Below are 20,090 nucleotides of genomic sequence, written 5' to 3'. Positions count from 1 at the left end.
GCCATAGAATCTTGTTGTTGACGCAAAAGCACGAAGGTTACTATTCTTCACCTGCCGATAAAATCCTGCAAATTCCGCGAAAAATAATTCGAAAAAAAGCGGAAAAGCGCAGTCTTGAGCGAAAAATAGAGCCTTCGAACTAGTCGGCGGCGTGCTTGGCTTCTTGCCACCAACCTTCCATCTCTAGTAAATCAGTTTCGTCAAACTTGCGCCCGCTTATACTTAGCCGCTCTTCGATATAGCGAAACCGCGCGGCGAACTTGCGGTTCGTGCCCGCAAGCGCCTCCTCCGGATCCGCGTGGATGAAGCGGGACGCGTTCACGACCGCGAACAACAAATCTCCGAACTCCTCTTGCTGGCGCTCTTGCGATTCGTCCCGCACCGCCGCCTTGAGCTCGTCCAGCTCCTCGGCGATCTTGTCCCACACGCCTTCGAGATCCGGCCAGTCGAAGCCGACGCCGGACGCCTTCTTCTGAATCTTGTGCGCGCGCGGCAGCGCCGGCAGGTCCTTGGGAATGCCGTCGAGCAGAGACATGCGCTCCGGACGTCCTTTCAGCCGCTTTTCCTCGGCCTTCATGGCTTCCCAGTTCCGCAGCGCTTCCTCGGCATCGCCCGCGTTCTCCGTGCCGAATACGTGCGGATGGCGGAAGATCAGCTTGTCGTTCAACTCCCCGAGCACATCGAACACGTCGAACGCGCCGGTCTCCTCTTCCATCTGACTATGCAGCAGAATCTGCAGCAGCACGTCGCCGAACTCTTCCTTCATGCCGTCGGGATCGTCGAGATCGAGCGCTTCGAGCGCTTCGTACGTCTCTTCGATAAAATTGCGGCGGATCGACTGATGCGTCTGCTCGCGATCCCAAGGGCAGCCCTCGGGACTGCGCAATATCGATACGATCTCGTGCAGCCGCTCGAACGAACGACGCTGAAGCCTGGCATCGTCGCTGGCGGGAACGTAGACCAGCGTCAGATTGCCGTAGCTCTCCTGGCGGTCCAGATCATGAAGCGGTATGCGCGCGATGCGCTCCTCCCCCGCGATACCGAGCGCCTGTCCGAGCACGATCTCATGATCGTCCGGGTAAACGCCCATCAGCGTGAGCTTGACGTCCGACGCGGTATAAGCGTCATATACCTGGCCGACAACGGTATGCAACGACGGACGCAGATGCTCGCGCTTCAGGCTTGAGGCGTCCAGCAGCTGGAAGCCCTCGATCGGATCGAAGCCCAGCCTTACGAATGCCTGGTCGAGAAAGCTCTCTCCGCCCAGGATGTCAAGCGAGATGCCGCGCGCTTCGGATCGCTGGCGCAGCAGCTGAACGGTGCGCTCCGCGACCATCGGATGACCGGGCACGGCGTAAGCGACCGGCTGCTCCGGATTCGACGCCGCCTGGCTAAGCAGCGTCTCTGCGATGTCTTCGTACACCTGCTCGAAGCTGTCGCTGCGCTCGTACAGGGCGTCAAACGGCTCCATCGCGATGCCGCGCTTGGCGAGATCCGCCACGGCCGGATGGTCCGCGGTGCGGCAGTAACGGATGCCGGCGGACTCCAGCGACTTCAAGATGCCGAGCGTCAATTGGTCCTCCCCGCCGGAGCCAAGCCCGACGACGATGATGGATGGGGGCATGCGGTACTCATCCTTTCCGTTGCTCGAAGGTCGATAAGCCAGTATAGGTTTAAAATGGGGGCGAAGTCAAAATGCGGGCTGCCAGAAGGCGAGGAAAAGTGCGATAGTGGCGGAAATGTGGGGCGTGGAGCGTGGAGCGAGAAAGTTCCGCTGGTGCATTTGGCTGAAAATTTTGCGGAGATGTAGGGGTGCGGGGTTTACGGTCTATATCATTGATCGGTTTTAACGATATCCCTTTGGAACAGGAAGGTCGAGGAACAGGGAGGTTGAGGAACAGGAAGATCGAAAAGCAGGAAGATCGAAAAGCAGGAAGATCGAAAAGCAGGAAGATCGAGAAAGCAGGAAGATTGAGAAGCAGGAAGATCGAGAAAGCAGGAAGATCGAGAAAGCAGGAAGATCGAAAAGCAGGATGATCGAGAAAGCAGGAAGATCGAGAAAGCAGGAAGATCGAGAAGCAGGAAGATCGAGAAAGCAGGAAGATCGAGAAAGCAGGAAGATCGAGAAAGCAGAAACCGGTAGAGCGGGAACAACGGTAAAGTAAGAAAAACAAAATTGTTGTAATGAGCGGCTCGGCAAGATTGCTCTAGGGAAAGTAATTGTCCGATTTGCGGGGCGGCGGGCCGGTGGGTTCCATCGCCTGCTGCAGGAGAGGCGATGGCTCGATTTGTGGGCCAGCGGGCTTCATCGCCTGCTGTAGGAAAGGCGATGGCTCGATTTGCGGGCCGCCGGGCCCCATCGCCTGCACCAGGGGAGGCGTTTGTCCGGTTCGCGGTTCGGCGGACTCCATCGCCTGCACCAGGGGAGGCGTTTGTCCGATTCGCGGTTCGGCGGATTCCATCGCCTGCACCAGGGGAGGCGTTTGTCCGGTTCGCGGGCCGGCGGGTTCCATCGCCTGCTCTAGGGAAGGCGATGGTACGATTTGCGGGCCGCCGGGCCCCATCGCCTGCTGTAGGGAAGGCGATGGCTCGATTTGCGGGCCGCCGGGTTCCATCGCCTGCTCTAGGGAAGGCGATGGCACGATTTGTGGGCCGCCGGGCTTCATCACCTTCCATAGGGAAGGCGATTGTTCGCCATGGGCGTTGCCTGAATGAAGGGGATAACGTTAAAACGCCGCGCAGAAGAACGATTCGTAGCGGAGCATGACTATTAAAACGTGAGGAATGCGGGACGTGTTAGGTGCATATGCAGGCCGCGTGAGCGCACATGTATCGATCGTACAGGCGCGGACAGTGGGCCATGCTCCCGCGTTACGGCGCGGATGGCGGGCCGCCTGGGTCGGCTGTAGTCTCGCCCAACCGGCGCGAAGCGGGCTGCAGGCGTTGCAGCCACCGCTCGGCTCGCGAGCCTGCGACGCCCGGAAGCGCGCGCCATTCGCGCGGGCCGAGCGCGCCGGTGGCCGCTAGCGCTGCCGCGAAGGCGAATGCGCCGAGCGCAATGCACGGCAGCGCCGTGAGCAGCGCCGCGACGCGCGGAGCGAGCCCGCGCGTGAGCGCGGCCAGCGCGAGCGAACCGCCGCCGGCGGCCGCGGCCAGCACCGCCAGCGCGAGCGCGGAGCGGCCTGCTGCGGCGAAGCGCGGGACTGGCAGCGCGCCGAGGCGGTGCAGCGCGCGCAGGTTAAGAGTTGCCGCGGCGCCGTATGCGCAGGCGGCGGCTACCGCAGCGCCCGTGATGCCGAAAGCCGGCACTAGCGCTGCGTTAAGCGCCGCCTTGATGAGGGCGGCAAAGGCCAAATGGAAGGCCGGCGCACGAAGGTCGCCGAGCCCCTGAAGCACGGCGGCGCTGACGGCCTGCAGCGCTGCGCCGAGTGCGGCGGCGCCCAGCACGGCCATGGCGGCGGTACCGCGCGCGTCCGCGAACAACGCGACGTTAATCGGCCGCGCCAGGATGGCCAAGCCGATGGCGGCAGCGCCGCCGAACCACCAGGCAAGACGCATTGCGAATGCCGCCTGCGCGCTGCTCTCGGCATCGATGCCGGGGCCGGAACGTGCCATCGTCAAGCTCGGCACGAGGGCGGCGGCAGCGCCGCCGGCGGCCATGGACACCAGCTGCAGCAGCGCGACGCCGCGGTTGTATTCGCCGAAAGCGAACATAGCTGCCGCGGCGGTATCGCCCGCGCTCTGCAGGAACCGCGGCAGCGTAAACGCGTCGATCAACCCAAACAGCGGTGCGACGACGGATCCGGCGGCGACAGGCAGCGCCACCCGGACGATTCGGCGGAGCAGGATGCGGCCAGGTTCTTTTGGCGCGAGCGTAGCTGAAGCTGCAGCGGATTCTTGGTGCTCGGCGCGATCATAGGCATGGCTGCGCCGGCCGGTGATCAGCATCACGGCCAGGCCGGCTGCAGCGCCGGCCGCCAGCCCGCCATGGACGGCGGCGGCCGTCGAGGCCGCCGACCAGTCCCGCTGGAGCGCCCAACCGAGGGCGCACAGCATGAAGGCAACGCGGGCGCACTGCTCCGCGAGCTGCGACAGGGCCGGGCGGCCCATCTCGAGCCGCCCCTGTGAATAGCCGCGCAGCGCGGCCGTGAGCGGCGCGGCAAGCAGCGCCAGCGAGGAGGCGCGGATTGCGGCCGCCGCCTCGGGCGCGCCCATCCAGGCGGCCAGCGTATCCGCCGCGGACCAGAGCAGAGCGAACGCGACCAGGCCGCTCGCCGAGAGCAGGGCGGCGGCATAGCGAAGCAGCCGCCGCGCCCCGCGCTCGTCGCCGGCGGCGATTCGCTCGGCGACGAGCGCCGATACCGCGACGGGGATGCCTGCCGCCGCCAGCGTCATCCACATGACCGCCAACGCGTAGACAGCGCTATAAAGGCCGAAGACGCGGTCTCCTGCCAGGTTCTGCAGCGGAATCTTTTGAAGCGTGCCGATGAGCTTGGACAGCAGCGCGGCGCCTCCGAGCAGGGCGGCGCCGCGCATGAGTTGCGATGGTTGGCTTTTCAAGACGCTTGGCCGGCCGCGGCATGCCGCGATCGACGCTCCTCCGTTCATGCGATTAAAGTGAGACCATTATAGCACAAGCGTGGGGAAGGCTAATTTAGCTATAGATTACAGCAAAAAGAGCGCCGCTCCGTCCGCCTCGCGGGCAGTGCGACACTCCTCTGACAAGCAGCTGCACGCAAGCTTCTACGTCGCCGCTCGTATAACCGCTGCCCTCAGCCTTCCACTTTTCGCAAGACAAATAATCCCGACTGCTCCTCCGCATAATCCTCGAACAGCAGACCCGTGGCCGTCAGCTCCGCGCCGGTCAACCTCCTGACAGGCCCGCCGTCCAAGTCCTCCAGCTCGTATGTCACCTCCGCCTCCAGCGCCCGCAGCTTGATGTGCCGCCGCGTCTCGTCGCCGTCCAGGCGGAAGACGAACAGCAAGTGCTCGCCGCCCCCTTCCAGCGCATACTGGAAGGCAGCCCATCGCGAGCCTCTGCCTTCGCGCAGCGGCTGCTCGGTCAGCCGGTACAGATCTCCACCCCGTACGAAGCGGCGGACGGTCGTCCGGTACTGTTCCGCATGCCGGGCCAGCCGCTCGCTCAAGGCCGCAGGCAAGTCAGGCAAACGTTGGGAGACGCCGAACGCGCCAAGCATCCCGATCCGCGTGTAGTAATCAAACTTCGCTAGCGTGAGCGCGGGGCTGTGCGGGTCGAAGCGCTGGCGCGGATGCTCGCAGATCCAATCGGAGTAGCTCCAGTGCAGCGCCCGGTCGGCCGCGAGGAACGTGGATACGCCCCAGAAAATTTGCAGGCTGTGCTCAGGCCAGTCGGGATCGCTGAGGAAGGAAGCGTGCGAATGGCGCGCCATGCCCAGATCGAGCCGCAGGCCGCCGGAGGAACAATTCTCGAGCAGCACGTCCGGATGCGCCGCGCGCAGCCGATCCAATACGTCGTATAGGCCCCAGATATGCTCATAAAGACCGTCTCCGGCGCCGTGTCCATGGTCGCAGCGGTCGCAGCCGGCTTTGGGATCCACGTTAAAGTCCAGCTTGATCCAGTCGCAGCGGTAGTTCCGGATCAGCCGGTCCAACTCCGCATACGCCCATGCCCGCGCCTCCGGGTTGCCCAGGCACACATAACCGAGCGGCTCGCCCTCACGGCTCGCGGGAAAAGAAGGACTGCGTTCGGCCAGCGATGCTTGCGGGCCCAAGCCCTCGATCTCGCACCAAAATCCGAAACGCATGCCGAGGCCGCGCACGTATTCCGATATTTCTCCGATGCCGTCCGGGAAACGTCGGGCATTCACCTTGTCCCAATCGCCCCGAATGTCATGCCAATGCAGGCTCCCTTCGGCATCGCCGAACCAGCCTGCGTCCAAGGTGCAGGCCTCAAAGCCTAGCTTCGCAGCCTCGGCCGCGTTGGCCTTGAACGTATCCGCGTCAATCAATTGGTCTTCGTAGCTGAACCAATGGTTCCACTCGACCGGCAGCTCGTCGGACACCGCGCTCCGGGGATACCAGTGCCGCCTGCCGACGCGCGCTAGCGGAATCGACACGGTATGCAGGTCCCCGCCGCTGCCTATTGCTGCCGCGACGCGAGGGCTCTCCATCGTTTCCCCGGGCGCCAGCTCCTTGAAGAACGCCCAGTCGTTCAGCCCGGCCGCGACCGCGACGCCGCCATCCTCCCGGCGCTCGCAGCGGATCTTCCAGTTGCCGGACCACATCGGGCTGACATGGAGCAGCGCGCCGTCGTCCCGTACGAGCGCGACCCAGGGGTGCATGCCTTTGGAGGAGCGGCCCCATCGCGTTTCGGCGATAAAGGATTCGCCTAGCGGCGCCTCCTCCGGCTCAAACTCGGCTCCCCAGTCGCTGCGATAGGACAGCACCCGCCACTCTCCCAGGGAGAGCTCGAGCTGGAGGGGATCGATCCGTTCCACGTGGAACGAAGCTTCGCCCGCATTGCGAACCGTTACCCAACGCTCGAAGACCGGCTCTTCTTCATAGATGATCGTGTGACTGTCGACTTCGAAGAAGAGTTTGTCGCAGCGAAGCCGGACGGTATGATGCCTTATGCCGGGCGCCGGCGAAGAAACTGTCGCTTCGATACGTCTGAGACTGGCGGAACGGCCTCCGAATCGCACGCCTCCGAGCTGCAAGACGAAATCGCTGCCGGCTCTGATGCCGTGGCTAAGCGCCGGCTCGCCGGCAAGACCGAGTCGGCTTAGTCCCGCACTCACCTCGCTGGCCTGCACATACTGCATGCGAGCGGTCGACCAGTCTGCGTCAGCTGGGAATTGACAGTCCAGTCGTTCTGGTCTTTCGGATGCTGCCGGCTCCATAGGCCGTGCTAGTGATTCTGGTGCGTCGTTCCGTCGCTTGTCCGTCATCGTCTCCCCTCCTCCCCCACGCTATAATGACTGCTCACAACCCAAATGAAGCCGGCTCTCTCTCAGGTTTGGGGTGCATTTTCTCCCTTCAGCACGCACGCCGTGTGTACGTCCAACTATCCCAACGCATCGTCCAAATTGGCCGAAGCATTTGGCATGCATCTGGCAAGCGCCTAGCATGCATTTGGCATGCGTCTGGCAAGCATGCATCTGGCACACCTTGTCCGCTGTCTGCAATGACTAACGCTCCACCCGCACCTCGAACATGCCATTACCCGCGATTTCAAAGCGCGCCTCGCCATCCCGGCCGTCCTCCCGTTTCTCAACCAGGCTGCCGTTTACGTAAATGCGCGCGCCTGCTGCCTGCGGCAAATCTAGGCGAATCGTCCACCCTTCTCCGCCGAGCTTCACCTTGTACACGTCCGCGCCTTCGCCAAGCGTGATCTCAAGGTCTAGCGAGGCCGCGCAGGCGCCTTCGCCGATCGCGACTCGACGGATGGCCGCTTCGCGCCATGCGGACGGCAGCCGCGGCCGCAGCGTCAGTGTCTTGTCATGCGCCTTAGGCGCGATGCCAAACATGAACCGCACGATCGGCCAGTGGATCCCGTAGTTCGTCCAAGCTTGGACAAAGCAGCCGTAATCCGGCGACATCTCGCTGATCGAGCCCGGCAGACGCCTTCCGAAGGTGGAGGCGATCAGCTTCACCAGGCGCAGCGACTCGTCCATCCGGTCGTAACGCGCTTCCGCTACCGCCTGCACGCCCGTCGAGATCGTCATCATCTGCGTCCGGTACATGCCGGACAAATACGTGCCGGCATCGCCTGTAAATTCCTCCGTGCCCATACGCATGAGCGCCCGCACTGCCTTGTCGCGCGGCGCCAGTCCCGTTTCCATCGGCGTGTTAATGACCCAATTCTTGAACAGCCAGGGACGCTCCTCGTCCGGCGGCAGGTCCGCGATCTCCGCTTGCATCGCCTGCATCTCCCGTACCGCGCGATCCGCGCCCATCCCTTCGGCCCGCTCGATATATACCGGCATCCGCTGGCGGACGGCCTCGACGCGCGCCATGGCGTCCGCGTACAAGCCCTCTTTTTCCAACCACAGATCCGTGTTGATCTTGTCCGACAGCCGCACCGCCGTCTCGCGCCAACCATCGGCAACGTCCGCTTCCCCGAGCAGCTCCGCCATCTCCGCCCCTGCTAGCAATGCCGACCAGGTGTAGACGGCCGTATCGATGAGCTCGACGTTCAGCCCTTCGATCTCCGTGATGCCGTAGCCTTCGGGAAGCAAGTCGCCGTCCGGATCCATCTCGCCGAGAAGCCACTCCAGTCCCTGGCGCACGGTCGGATAGGCCCGCTTCAGGTAATCCAGATCGCCCGTCCAGTCGAAAATCTCGCGCACGCTCTGGATGTAGTGCGGCGTCTCCTGCGTATTGCCCGGATTGGAGACCAGCCCCCAGGTCGTCAGCTCGTGAATGATGCGGCCGTTGCCGTTGGTCCGCTCTGACGTCTCGCGAATCAGGTCGGATGTCTCCACGGCAAGCGCCTGCCGGCCGACGGCGAGCAGCCCGAGCAGGGCGTAGCTGTTGTCGCAGCCGAACCACCAGGGGTACTCGGGAATGCCGGCCGTCAAGCCTCTCCCGACGCCGGGCACATCTAGCACTAGCCACTCGCTGTGAATCTTCACCCAATCGAATACGCGGGTGAGTTCTTCATCCGGGATCTCCAGCTCTGTCCGGGCCAGCAGCGATTCATAACGCAGGCGCTTGGCTCTGCGCATGTCGGCGTGACCGTCGCGGATGCGGGCGTACGTCCCTGCCGCTTCGGCTTCCGACTGGACGGAGCCGGCGATGAAAAATCGCAGCTCCGCGGTGCCGTTGGCAGGCAACGAGATCCGCATGCGCAGGCTGCCCGTCACGCCGTTGCCTGCGGTAGGGGCGCGCGAAGGTGTCGCCGAGTCGCTGTCGACGTACGGCTCGCACCCCGGCACGTCGCTGCCGAAGACGACGAACCAGGGGTGTTCCCGGTCCTTGGCGACGATCGCGGATAGCTCCGCATCCGCGCGCGCTTCGTCCGGCGCGTCCTGAATGCCGGCCTCCTCGGAGAACCATACCGGGCGCAGCTCGGTCCGCCCCTGGAAAACAGCCGTCAGCTCGCGGCTCCTGCCGCTCGTATCGCGCAAACGGTATTCGACGACAAAGCCGGGATGCTCGTCCGGACAGAACTGGCTGCGAACGGCATGCAGTCCCAGAGCCGGGACCGCGTAGTCATGCTCGTTATAAAACGCGAAGTTGTGAAAGGCTTCCGCCTTTTCCAGCCACGCGCCCCCCGAAGAATCCGCCGCCTCGGCCAAGTGCAGCCAAAAGCCGTCCATGAGCTTGATCGGATGCGTCCACAAACCGCCCATCTCATCCGGAATGTGATGGCCGAAGTCCGGAAATCCGCCGTCCTGGCCCCCGATCATCGAACTGCGGTGTCCCGCGCAGACGAACAGATCCATGTCGTCCGTCTCTTGCGTCTCCCGTCCCGCCGTCATATTGGCAAGGCGAATGGCCGCCTCCATTTGCGAGCGGTTGTCTCCCCATTGTTGGGCCATTATGCGATTCTCTCCTTCCGAGATGTCGAATTCGTAGATATGCGCCGCGCCGCTGCCTGCTCGCTGACAGTCGTGTCGCGGCATGCGTGATGCGAGGAAAATTAGATGCATATCCGCAGTTCATTTTATTATCCGCGTCCGTGTTTACGATGATAGCTGCATAAATGCAGCTAATGGACTGCGTAATGACGAAAATCAGCTATTTAAAAGCAAACAGCTGCATAAATGCAGCTAAACGCCTTGAAGCGAGCGAGGAAAAGAAATTTAGATGCACATATGCAGCTATCGGAATCGGCGACACGGACGGTACACAGGGGGTTGGCTCAGCTCAGCCTGCCCCCGCTCACCCCCGCAAGCGCCGCTACCCGTTGCTTAGGCGCTGCCGCTCCTCGTCGGCCGCCGCGCGCTGCCGGAGCGCGGACATCAGCGCGACCAGCGCGTAGCAGACGATCGCCGCCGCAAGCGCCCAGCGCAGTCCCGCAGCCAGCGCGAGCGCCGCGCCGAGCCAGGAGCCCCATACGCCCGCGATGCCGTTCACCGCGAACAGCAAGGGCGAGCTGCCCCGCTGTCCGCGCTCCGCGGCTTCCATGCGAAGCGGCAGCGGGACGCCCATGAGCAGCCCCAGCGCTGCGGCGGCAATACCCAGCATGGCAAGCCGCGCGCCTAGCGCCAGCTCGTACAGGCCGCCTCCCCACAGCGCTTCGGCCGCGGCCAGCAGTACGATCAGCAGCGCGGCGCCGCCGGCGCCTGCCGCTTCCGACAGCCGGCGCCGGCCGGCAAGCCGGCTGCCAAGGCTGCCGCCGACCAGCATGGCCAGCAGCACGACGGCTGTCGCGGCGGCCGGACTGCCGGCGTATTTCATCGCCTTCTGGATGAAAGCCGCCTGCAGGCACATGTAGCCGACGCCTACGAACAGGCTGACGAGCAAGGCCCTGCCGCCCGGACCGGTACGAGTACGCTGCAGGCCGGAAGCCTGCTTCTGCGGCGCGACCTCGCGCCACCACACCCAGACCGAGAACAGCGCCGTCAGGCCGGCGATGACGCCCAGCCAGGTCTTCAGCGATCCCGGCATGCCGGGCGTGAGCTTGTAGAAAAAAGGCTGGTCGTCGGTCGTCGGATAGACGCTGAAGTCGCTATCCCTTACGAATGCGTCAAACGACTGCTTGCCCTCGATCAGCGGCTGCAGGAACTGCTCGTTGGTCTCCGGCAGGAACAGCGTCTGCAAGGCTAGGGCATTCGCACCGGCACGGAGCGTGTCGAGCTGGGACGAAGCGAGCGGGGTGCGCTGGATGACGGTCAAGGTGAGACCCGGTCCCGCCGATTGGTCCGAGGCCATAAGCAAGGCGGCATGCTTAACAGCCGTCGCCGGCTTCGCTCCCGTCACGTCCATCAGCGCCCCAAGCCCGGTGTAGAAGGCGCGCACGCCTTCAATCCCTTGGTGCGAGATCACGATGAGGCGACCGCCGTCGTTCAACCGGTCCAGATAAGCGCGGAACGCCTCCTGGGTAAACGCGTAGTTTTCCGTCAGCGCATGCCCGTTGACGCCCCCGACCTGCGAGTAGACAAGGTCGAGCGCGATCAGGTCGAAGCGCTCGTTGCTGCGCTCGAGCACCGTGCGGCCGTCGCCGACGACCGCCTTCACGCCGGAGCGGTCGAGCAGCCCGCCGTTGTAGGCGGCGTCCTCGCGCATCGCGCGTACGATGCCTTCGCTGAGCTCGACGGCGGTGACGTTCTTCGCGCCGGCAAGCAGCGCGTACAAAATATCGCGGCCGCCGCCGGCGCCGACGATCGCCGTCTTGTCGGCCGGACCGGCCGCGAACGGCAGAAACTCGATGTCTTTGGCCAACCCCGACACCGAGGACAGGTCGCCGTCGAACTTGTACATGTAGCTGCCCGCGCCGCCGTCGATGAACACGGTCTTGCGGGCGGGATCGCTGCCGGAGACGACGTCCGCACGGGCGAACGCATCCCATTCCGTTCGCTCCAGCGCCGCGCCGGGCTGGCGCAGCGCGTTCACGATCGTCTTGTCCGGCGCCGCGCCGCGCATGCCGGCGTAGTCGATATTCCACCAGCCGGCCCCGGATGCCAGACCGGCGACGACGGCCGCAAGCGGCAGCAGCGGCGCGAATCGCAGCCAGCCGCGTCCCGCCGAGCCGGCCGCCGTCGGAGAAGGCAAGAGCAGCAGCGCGGCGGCTGCAAATGCGGGAATGGACAGCGCGAACATCGCCTGCAGGCCGCCCCAGAGCTGAATCAAGCCGTAGGCCGCGGCCACGCCGAGCCCCGCGCCGAGCAGATCCGCAGCGTAAAGCGAGCGCGTGCGGACGCCGCTCGCCAGCGCGAGTCCCATGCACCAGCCGAACAGGACGAACGGCAGTGCGCCGAGCAGCGCATATACCGCCAGTTGGTCGACGTAAGGGAACTGTGCAAGGAAAAGGCTAAGCAAGGCGATAAACAAGCCGAGCCCCAGAGCCGCGAGAGCCGCGGAACGGCTGGAGGCTGCATGCGCGGGACCCGCATCGTCCGAGGCGCCCGACCGGGCCTTTGGCTCGCTGCCCGACATGCCCGTCGTACCCGCCTGCCTGCGCGCTGCGTAGCTGCCCGCGCCGATGCCGAATACGGCAAGCGAAACGACGAGCGACACGTAGTGATACTGCAGCAGCACCCCGAATACGTTGGTCAGCGCCATCTCGAGGCCGAGCGCGGACGCCGAGAGGCAGCCCAGGCCCAGCATCCAGCGAAAAGCTCCGCTTTTTCCACCACCACCCGCTACAGCCATCCGTCCGTCACCCTTTCATGCCGGTCAGCGTGATGCTCTCGACGAAGTATTTTTGACCGATAAAATAAAACAGCAGCGAAGGCAGCATCGTCACCATGGAAGCCGCCATCAGGTAGTTCCACTGCACGTTGTTCTGGCTCTTGAAGAAGTTGATGCCGAGCGTCAGCGTGTACAGCTCCGGCTTGCTCAGATACAGAATCGGCTGCATGAAGTCCTTCCAGCTGTCGTTGAACTGGAAAATCGTGATCGTCACGATCGCCGGCACGGTCAGCGGGAGAATGACTCGCATTAGAATGCCGAAGGTGGAGGCGCCGTCGATCTTGGCCGCTTCCTCGAGATCGGCCGGGATGGACATGAAAAACTGCCTGAGCAGGAAGATGAAGTAGGCTTTCCCGAAGAACAGCGGCACGATGAGCGGGTAGAAGGTGTTAATCCAACCGAACTTCGTAAACATATAAAACTTCGGAATCATCGTCACGGTATCCGGCAGCATCATGGTCGCGAGCGTCAGGATAAACAGGAACGACCGGCCTCTCGCTTTGAACCGGGCGAACCCGTAGGACACGATGATGCAGGATACCACCGCGCCGATGATGGAGAGAACGGTGATGATGATCGTGTTGTTGAACCATTGTCCGAAGGGCAAGCTGGTGAAAGCAGTCTTGTAGTTACTCCACTTGACGGGATCCGGAATCCATTTGGGCGGCCAAGTGAATACCTGGTACGACTCCTTGAGCGACGTGGACAGCATCCAGGCGAAGGGCACGAGCATGACAAGGGAGCCGATCGCCAGCAGGACGTAAATAAGCGAATTTTTGAGCAGCAGTCTGCCGCGGTTCGTTGTGGTCATGTGGCCTCAGTTCCTTTCCCCTTCGTAGTAGACCCAAGCCGCCGAAGACTTGACGACGAGCGCCGTGAGCGCCAGGATCAGGATGAAGAGCACCCAGGCCAGCGCGGAGGCGTAGCCCATTCTGAAGTTCTGGAAGGCATGATCGAACAGGTAAAAGTTGAAAAACAGCGTGGAATTCATCGGTCCGCCCTTGGTCATGACATAGGCTTCGCCGAACGTCTGCATCGCGCCGATCACGCCCATGACGAGGTTGAAAAAGATCGTCGGGGTCAGCATCGGGATCGTGACGTTCTTGAACTTTTGCCAGCCGCCGGCGCCGTCCAGCTCTGCGGCCTCGTAAAGCGAAGGCGGGATGCCCTTGAGTCCGGCGAGCCAGATGATGACGCTGCCGCCGACCGTCGACCAGAGACTCATAATGACCATGGAGGGCAGCGCCCAGTGCGGATCGAAGATCCAGCCCGGGCCGGCGATGCCGAAGTAGCCCAGAATCGTGTTCAGGAGGCCGATCTGCGGGTTAAAAATCCACATCCACAGCACCATGACCGATACGCCGCTGACGACCGCCGGCAGGTAGAAGATGGTGCGGAACAACCGCATGCCCCGTACCGCCTGGTTGAGCAGCAGAGACAGAAGCAGCGATGCGATTAGGCCGAGGGGCACGGAGAAAACGGAGTACAGCGCGGTTACCTTGAGCGACTGCCAAAACAGCGGATCGCGATTGAACGCGGTATTGTAGTTTTTAAAGCCGACGAACTTCGCAGGGGTTAGCATATCCCATTGATTCAGGCTGATCCAGAGGGATGCGACCATCGGTACCGCGAAAAATATGAGCAGTCCGATCAGCCACGGCCCGGTCAGCAGGTAGAACGTGCGCTCCTCCTTGCGTTCCGCTTTGGACAGGCGGCGCTTCGTCTTGACGGGCGTGTATTCGGATGCGGTCGCTGCCTTTTCCATGATCAAACACCTCTTTCTTTTTTGAAAATGCCGCAAAGGCGGCGGATAGCTGCAAAAATGCAGTTAAATCTGGTCAAAATCGAGGGTCTCATTCGTTTGAGCCACTTTCTAGCGGTCAGGATGAGCCTTTAGGATGAATTAAGTGCATTTTTACAGCTATCGAATCCGATGGTTTGTTCGCGATTGCACGGCGGTTTGGGATTGCACGGCCGGTTTCCGATTGCACGAAGCACGGCGATCCGCTGCGGCCATAACGGATCGGACGCCGGAGAAGCCGGCGGGAAGCGAGCTTCCCGCCGTCGTTCCGACTGTATTAGCATGCCGTGATCAGGTCGTATATTTTACTGGTTTTTGGCCGATGCGAGGTCCGTCGTCGCTTGCTTGACTGCGGCGTCGAGCTCTTTTTTCACGTCGATCGGCTTGCCCAGCATCATCTTGTCGAGCACGGTTTGCATAGCCTTGGCGCCGGAAGCGCCAAAGAATTCGCTCGTTTTTTCCGGGAATTCCTTAATGTTCGGAATATCGTCGAGGAACGGCTTCAGATGCTCATCCGTGGCTTGACCGAGCTTCTCCGTCGTGGACTTGACCGCCGTGAAGGCGTATTGCGCCATGATCTCTTGGCCTTGCGGGCCGGTCAGGTACTTCAGATAATCCCAAGCCGCGTCCTTGTTGGCGGACTTGGAGTAGAGGCCGTAGCCGGAGTAGCAGATCGTGTTGGCCGCGCCGCTCGGGCCGACCGGCATCTGGGCGACGCCGAAGCTGAGGTCCGGATTCTTCTGGTAGTCGGCGACCGGCCAGCGGCCCGTCATAGACATGGCGACTTTGCCTGCCGCGAACAGATCGACGCCTTGGAGAGCTGCGGAATCCGCGTTGGACGGGCTGATCTTATCCTTAAGATACATGTCTTGATACAGTTCCAGCGCCTTGACGGTGCCGTCGCTGTTCATGAAGCCGTCGAACGATTGGCCGTCCGGGCTGATAACGCTGCCGCCGTAGCTGTTGATGAGCGGCAGAATGGCGCGCAGCCAGCCGCCCGGCAGGCTGACGCCCCACTGCGTCGTCTTGCCGCCCTTCTGTACCGTCAGCTTCTTGGCCGTATCGTAGAACTGATCCCAGGTCCAGCCCGTTTGCGGATAAGCGACGCCTGCGTCGTCGAACAGCTTCTTGTTGTAATAAATCCCGATGTCGGAGTAGTCCTTCGGCAGCGTGTAGTACTTGTCGTCCAGCTTGCCGACGTCCAGAACGCTCGTATAATAGTCGTTCAGGTCGATGCCGGAGGCGCCCTGGATATAAGGCGTCAGATCCTCGAGCGCGCCCTTTTGCATGAACATCTTGACGTCGCCGTCGCCGATCTGGAAGATGTCCGGCGCTTGGCCCGCCGCCACTTGGGTAAGCAGCTTCGTGCCGTATTGGTCCGGCACCGACTCGATGCTGACCTTGACGTTCGGATGCTCCTTGGTGTAATTGTCCGCGATCTGCTGCTGCTGCTTCAGACCGTCTCCGCCGTCCCACGTGCCGACGCGCAGCGTGACGTTCTTCGCTTCCGCGGAAGCGGAAGGACTGGCCGACGTGGAAGCGCTTGCGGATTGCGTCGCGCCATTCGTCGCCGCAGCCGAGGAGGAGGCTGCGTTATTGTTGTTGTTGTTTCCGCATGCCGTCACCGCCATTGCAGAAGCCAAACCGAGTGCAAGTAATGCCGTTCCCCTTTGTCTCATGCACGAACACTCCTTTGGTTAGGTGTTGAAAATATGTTTAAGGGAATCCGCCGCCGCGGCAAGCGCGCGGCGGAGCCTCAAAAACCGATATTAGACGTTCGCTCCGGCCGTCCGCCGATCGTCGACTTGAACGGCGAACCCGCTCGTATTGCCGACGACGCCGACTTGATAGCCGCCCTCGCGATCCCGTTGAACGTCGACGTCCAGCGTACCGGCGCCGAGCTTGATCCGCCGCGCCTGCAGCCTGTTCATCCCTGGCGGCAGCGCGGGCGCGATCCGGACGGTGCCGCTCGCGCCGTCGACGGCCAGGCCGAGCATGGCCGTCAGCATGACGAGCGGCGTGCCGGCTGCCCAGGCCTGCGGCGAGCAGGCGACCGGATAACGGACCGGTCGTCCGCGCGCCTTGGCGTAGCCGCAGAACAGCTCGGGCAACCGGGCGTTCTCGAAGTGCGCGGCGGCGGCCAGCAGGCCTTCGATGACGGTGCCGCTTTGCTCGGAGAAGCCGCCTGCGGCGAGACCCATCAAGCACATCGAATTGTCGTGGGGCCAGACGCTGCCGTCGTGGTAGCTCATCGGGTTGTAGCCCGTCTGGCCCTCCGCCATCGTGCGAATGCCGTAACCGCCGTACAGATCCGGCGCCGTCAGCCGCTTGGCTACGGCAGCCGCCCGCTCCGGCGCGAACAGCCCGGAGGCCAGCGCGTGTCCCGGATTGGAAGTGACCGACCGGACCTGGCGGCCGTCGCGATCGAGCGCGATGGCGTAGTATCCTTCTTCCTCCATCCAGAACGCCGCTTCGAACCGTTCCCGGAGCGTCTCCGCCTCTTCGGCGAGCCGCGCCGCGAATCCGCGCCAATCGTGGCCCGGCTCCTCCGGCAGGCGGGGAAGCTGCTCGGACAGCAGTCGTTTCGCCTGGTACACGTAGCCCTGCACTTCGACCAAAGCGATCGGCGTCTTCGCGTATTCGCCGTCCCGGTGGACGATGGAATCGGCCGAATCCTTCCACCCCTGATTCGCGATGCCTTTGGCAGACTCGCTGTGATAGGTGACGAACCCGCCGGCGGCCTCGGCATTGCGGTCGATCCAGCCCAGCGCGGCTTCGACGTTCGGCATCAATTCCCGCAGCGCGGACAGGTCGCCGGTCCACTTGACGTACTCGGCCAGCAGGACCAGAAAGAGCGGCGTCGCGTCGACCGTGCCGTAGTAAGGCGTGAATGGCACCTGGTTCGTATTCGCCAGCTCTCCGCGGCGCATCTCGTGCATGATCTTGCCGGGCTGCTCGTCGCGCCAGGCGTCGTCGCGCTCGCCTTGATAACGCGCCATCGTGCGGAGCGTGGCGAGCGCGACCTCCGGCCTGACGGGCAGCATCTGCAGCGCGGTGATCAGGCTGTCTCGGCCGAAGAGCACCGCGTACCAGGGGAGCCCCGCGACAGGGAAGCGCCCGTGCCCTTCGTCGTTCAGCAGCACGCGCAGATCCAGCAAGCCTCTCGCATACAAGGCGTCGAGCTGCGGATTATCCGTCTCAAGCGTTGCGGACGTCGACACCCACCGTTCATAGTCGGCTTCGAGACGCGCGAGCGCCTCTTCCCTTGGAGCGGCAGCCGGCTCGACATCCCCGACTGACGGTATGAGCAGCAGCTCGATCGACCGGGCAGCTCCTGGCGCCAGGGTGACCGCCATGCGCACCGTGCCGTCTTCGCCGGCGACGGCTTCCGGGTCGTCCCAGCGGATTCGCAGCGCGCGCCGGATGCCGTCCGCACCCGCATAGCCGAAGCGCAGCGCGCCGGCCGATGCTTCCGGCGTTTCAGTCGTGCCTAGTTTGCCCCCCATGAATCCTCTAACCACAAACATGTCCGTAAAATCAGCTTCGAATCGAAGCGATATGCCGAAGGACAGCTGCGCCGGGCTGAAGTTGGTCATCGTCAGTTTGTCGTACAAAACGTCGCCGTAGATGAACCGCGTCCTGCGCAGCTCCACGGACTCCCGCCAGAGGATCAGCCTGCCGTCCTCCTCCATGTGCGGGTTAGTCAGCACGGTCTCGGACAGATAGTTCTGGTCCGCTTCGGAGGACAGGACGATCGGCTTGCGGCCGTTGATCAGCAGCTCCATCCGGCTCAAGAACCGGGTATCGCTGCGGTACAGTCCGTAACCCGCTTGTTGCCCCTCGCCCGCGTCGGCGGGCGGCGGAATGACGTCGCCGGACAGGTCGGTCAGAAGGAAAAGGTCGTTGTCTTTAATCACCCGGTAGTCCATGCGGCATTTCTCCTTCTTGCTGTTGGTCGGCGACTCGCGGTTATCCGTTGAACCGCTTTCATATCGCCGCCAAGGCTTTCCAAAACGTTTCGGTTTTTGAGGAAATAAAAACGCCTCTCAGTCATCACGGCATGAAGCCAAGCGATTACACGGATAAAGGCGCGGTGCTCTGACGGACGATCAATTCCGATTGAAGCGTGATCTTGCGGCCGATGTCCCGGTTCTCCAGCATATCCACCAAGAGCTGCGCGGCTTGGTAGCCCATCTCGTAGCGGTCCTGGCGAATCGTCGTCAGCGGCGGCGAGCAGTGCGCGGCGATGGCGATATCGTCGTATCCGACGATCGACATGCGCTCCGGCGCTCGGTGTCCGAGCCGCTCCAGCGCCCTCAAAGCGCCGAGAACCATCAGGTCGCTCGCGGAGAAAACGGCGGTCGCATCGGGATGTTGGTACAAGATGCCGTACATGGCCTCGAAGCCGCCTTCTTCCTTAAAGCCCCCGTTGTAGATCAGCTTGGGGTCGAAAGGAATGCCTGCTGCCGCAAGCGCCAACCGGTAACCCTCCAGCCTGTCTTGGCTGACGGCCGCTTCGTCGTGCCCGTTGATCATGGCGATCCGGCGGTGGCCCAGCCCGATCAGGTGATTCACGGCCGCGGTAGCGCCGCGTACGTTGTCCGTCGTGACGTGCCCCACGTTGCGGCTCTCCGCGGGAATATCGATGAGCACGCACGGGAAGTTTGTCTTGTGCACGACCTCTTCGAGGTAAGGATCGTGCAGCCGCAGGCCCGACAGAATAGCGCCGTCGACATTGCGTTCCTTGCACAGATCGGCATACGACTTGGACAGCTGCTTCTTCGGGTTGGTGCTGAAAAGCAGAATGTCGTAATCCAGCTCGACCGCGCGGTCGTTGATGCCGCAGAGGGTCTCGAAGGCAAGCGAGTCCTTCGCGCCTTCGCGGTTGATCTCCGACAGAATGACGCCGATCGTGCGGGTCTTCTTCGTAACCAGACTCCTCGCTACGGCATTAGGCCGGTAACCCATCTCGTCGGCGATCGTCTGTATGCGTTTGCGTGTCTTCTCGTTCACGTCGCTGTAACCGTTGAGCGCCCGCGAGATGGTCGTAATGGATACGCCGGCGGCCTTGGCCAGGTCTTTGATTGTCGTCAACGTACCCACTCCTTTTCCAAAACGTTTCGGAAGCTCGTGTAGTCATTATAATTCCAGATGTAAGCCTTTGCAATGGTTAATTTTATAAAAATGATAACAAAAAAAGCTTCCGGTTCCGGATCTCTCCGTTCGCGAAGCTTGATTTGTATCCGAGTGGGGATCGCGGCCGTCTACGTCATTGCTCCATCTGCTTGGCCAAGAATCCGGCTGCCGTTTCGACCATCTTGCTCTCCATCTCGCCCATTTTCATGCCCTCTTCGCGACTAAGCAGCACGACTGTACCGATCGGGTCGCCCCCCGCCACGATGGGCGCGGCCACGAACGAGCTCAAGCTCTCGCTATTGTCCCGCAGCAGGTCGAATTGGCCGGCGCTTGCTTCGAGCGTGATCTTGCGATTCTCCATGCAGTTCTCGAGCGTCTGCCCGATGGCCTTGTCCAAATATTCCTTCTTGGATGCGCCAGCCACGGCGATGACGGCATCCCGGTCCGAGATCAGGCAAATATGGCCCGTGCTCTCGGAAAGCGATTCGGCATACTCCTTGGCGAAGTCGCCCAATTCGCCGATCGGCGAATACTTTTTAAGAATGACTTCCCCGTCGCGGTCCACGAAGATCTCAAGCGGATCGCCTTCACGGATGCGGAGCGTCCTGCGGATTTCCTTCGGGATGACTACCCGGCCCAGATCGTCGATGCGGCGTACTATTCCGGTTGCTTTCATGGTTGCGAGATGCCCCACTTTCCTTGGATGTTTTGGACCATGGCCCGAAGCCGCATCAGGTACGGCATACGGCATGTATGACGAACGCGGTAGCTCAGGGATAAGGATTGATCTTTTACCATGGGAGTAGTATTTAAC

11 protein-coding genes are annotated in these 20,090 nt (G+C 62.6%); all 11 read right to left on the bottom strand.

Annotated elements, in window-relative coordinates; translation table 11 throughout:
- Positions 1-139: 139 nt before the first annotated feature.
- The 11 genes from yabN to spoVT all read right to left on the bottom strand — a co-directional run bounded on the left by yabN (position 140) and on the right by spoVT (position 19,952).
- The gene (yabN, locus tag ACFOTD_RS20755; RefSeq protein ID WP_378121844.1) at positions 140-1,624 is read right to left on the bottom strand and encodes a bifunctional methyltransferase/pyrophosphohydrolase YabN; all 1,485 of its coding nucleotides are present in this window, start codon (positions 1,622-1,624) and stop codon (positions 140-142) included.
- Between the two features lie 1,247 nt (positions 1,625-2,871).
- Positions 2,872-4,560 carry an oligosaccharide flippase family protein gene (locus ACFOTD_RS20750; protein ID WP_378121843.1) on the bottom strand — a complete coding sequence of 563 codons (1,689 nt, stop codon included), beginning with the start codon at positions 4,558-4,560 and terminating at the stop codon, positions 2,872-2,874.
- A gap of 212 nt (positions 4,561-4,772) precedes the next feature.
- Positions 4,773-6,779 carry an alpha-galactosidase gene (locus ACFOTD_RS20745; RefSeq protein ID WP_378121842.1) on the bottom strand — a complete coding sequence of 669 codons (2,007 nt, stop codon included), beginning with the start codon at positions 6,777-6,779 and terminating at the stop codon, positions 4,773-4,775.
- A gap of 390 nt (positions 6,780-7,169) precedes the next feature.
- The gene (locus tag ACFOTD_RS20740; RefSeq protein ID WP_378121841.1) at positions 7,170-9,524 is read right to left on the bottom strand and encodes an alpha-L-rhamnosidase-related protein; all 2,355 of its coding nucleotides are present in this window, start codon (positions 9,522-9,524) and stop codon (positions 7,170-7,172) included.
- A gap of 361 nt (positions 9,525-9,885) precedes the next feature.
- A complete protein-coding gene (locus ACFOTD_RS20735; RefSeq protein ID WP_378121840.1) occupies positions 9,886-12,300 on the bottom strand; it encodes a spermidine synthase family protein in 2,415 nt (804 codons plus the stop codon).
- A 7-nt stretch (positions 12,301-12,307) separates the two neighbouring features.
- Complete coding sequence (locus ACFOTD_RS20730; protein ID WP_378121839.1) at positions 12,308-13,150, bottom strand: carbohydrate ABC transporter permease; 843 nt, start codon at positions 13,148-13,150, stop codon at positions 12,308-12,310.
- A 6-nt stretch (positions 13,151-13,156) separates the two neighbouring features.
- On the bottom strand, positions 13,157-14,104 hold the full coding sequence (locus ACFOTD_RS20725; protein ID WP_378121838.1) for a carbohydrate ABC transporter permease: 948 nt from the start codon (positions 14,102-14,104) through the stop codon (positions 13,157-13,159).
- A 341-nt stretch (positions 14,105-14,445) separates the two neighbouring features.
- A complete protein-coding gene (locus tag ACFOTD_RS20720; protein WP_378121837.1) occupies positions 14,446-15,819 on the bottom strand; it encodes an ABC transporter substrate-binding protein in 1,374 nt (457 codons plus the stop codon).
- A gap of 90 nt (positions 15,820-15,909) precedes the next feature.
- The gene (locus tag ACFOTD_RS20715; protein WP_378121836.1) at positions 15,910-18,069 is read right to left on the bottom strand and encodes an amylo-alpha-1,6-glucosidase; all 2,160 of its coding nucleotides are present in this window, start codon (positions 18,067-18,069) and stop codon (positions 15,910-15,912) included.
- Between the two features lie 145 nt (positions 18,070-18,214).
- Positions 18,215-19,234 carry a LacI family DNA-binding transcriptional regulator gene (locus tag ACFOTD_RS20710; protein ID WP_378121835.1) on the bottom strand — a complete coding sequence of 340 codons (1,020 nt, stop codon included), beginning with the start codon at positions 19,232-19,234 and terminating at the stop codon, positions 18,215-18,217.
- A 175-nt stretch (positions 19,235-19,409) separates the two neighbouring features.
- A complete protein-coding gene (gene spoVT / locus ACFOTD_RS20705) occupies positions 19,410-19,952 on the bottom strand; it encodes a stage V sporulation protein T (protein ID WP_378121834.1) in 543 nt (180 codons plus the stop codon).
- Positions 19,953-20,090 lie beyond the last annotated feature (138 nt).

The sequence above is a fragment of the Cohnella sp. GCM10012308 genome, from assembly GCF_042649185.1.
Lineage (GTDB): Bacteria > Bacillota > Bacilli > Paenibacillales > Paenibacillaceae > Cohnella.
Note: the sequence above shows the minus strand (reverse complement) of the source record. Positions and strands in the feature narration are given on the sequence as shown.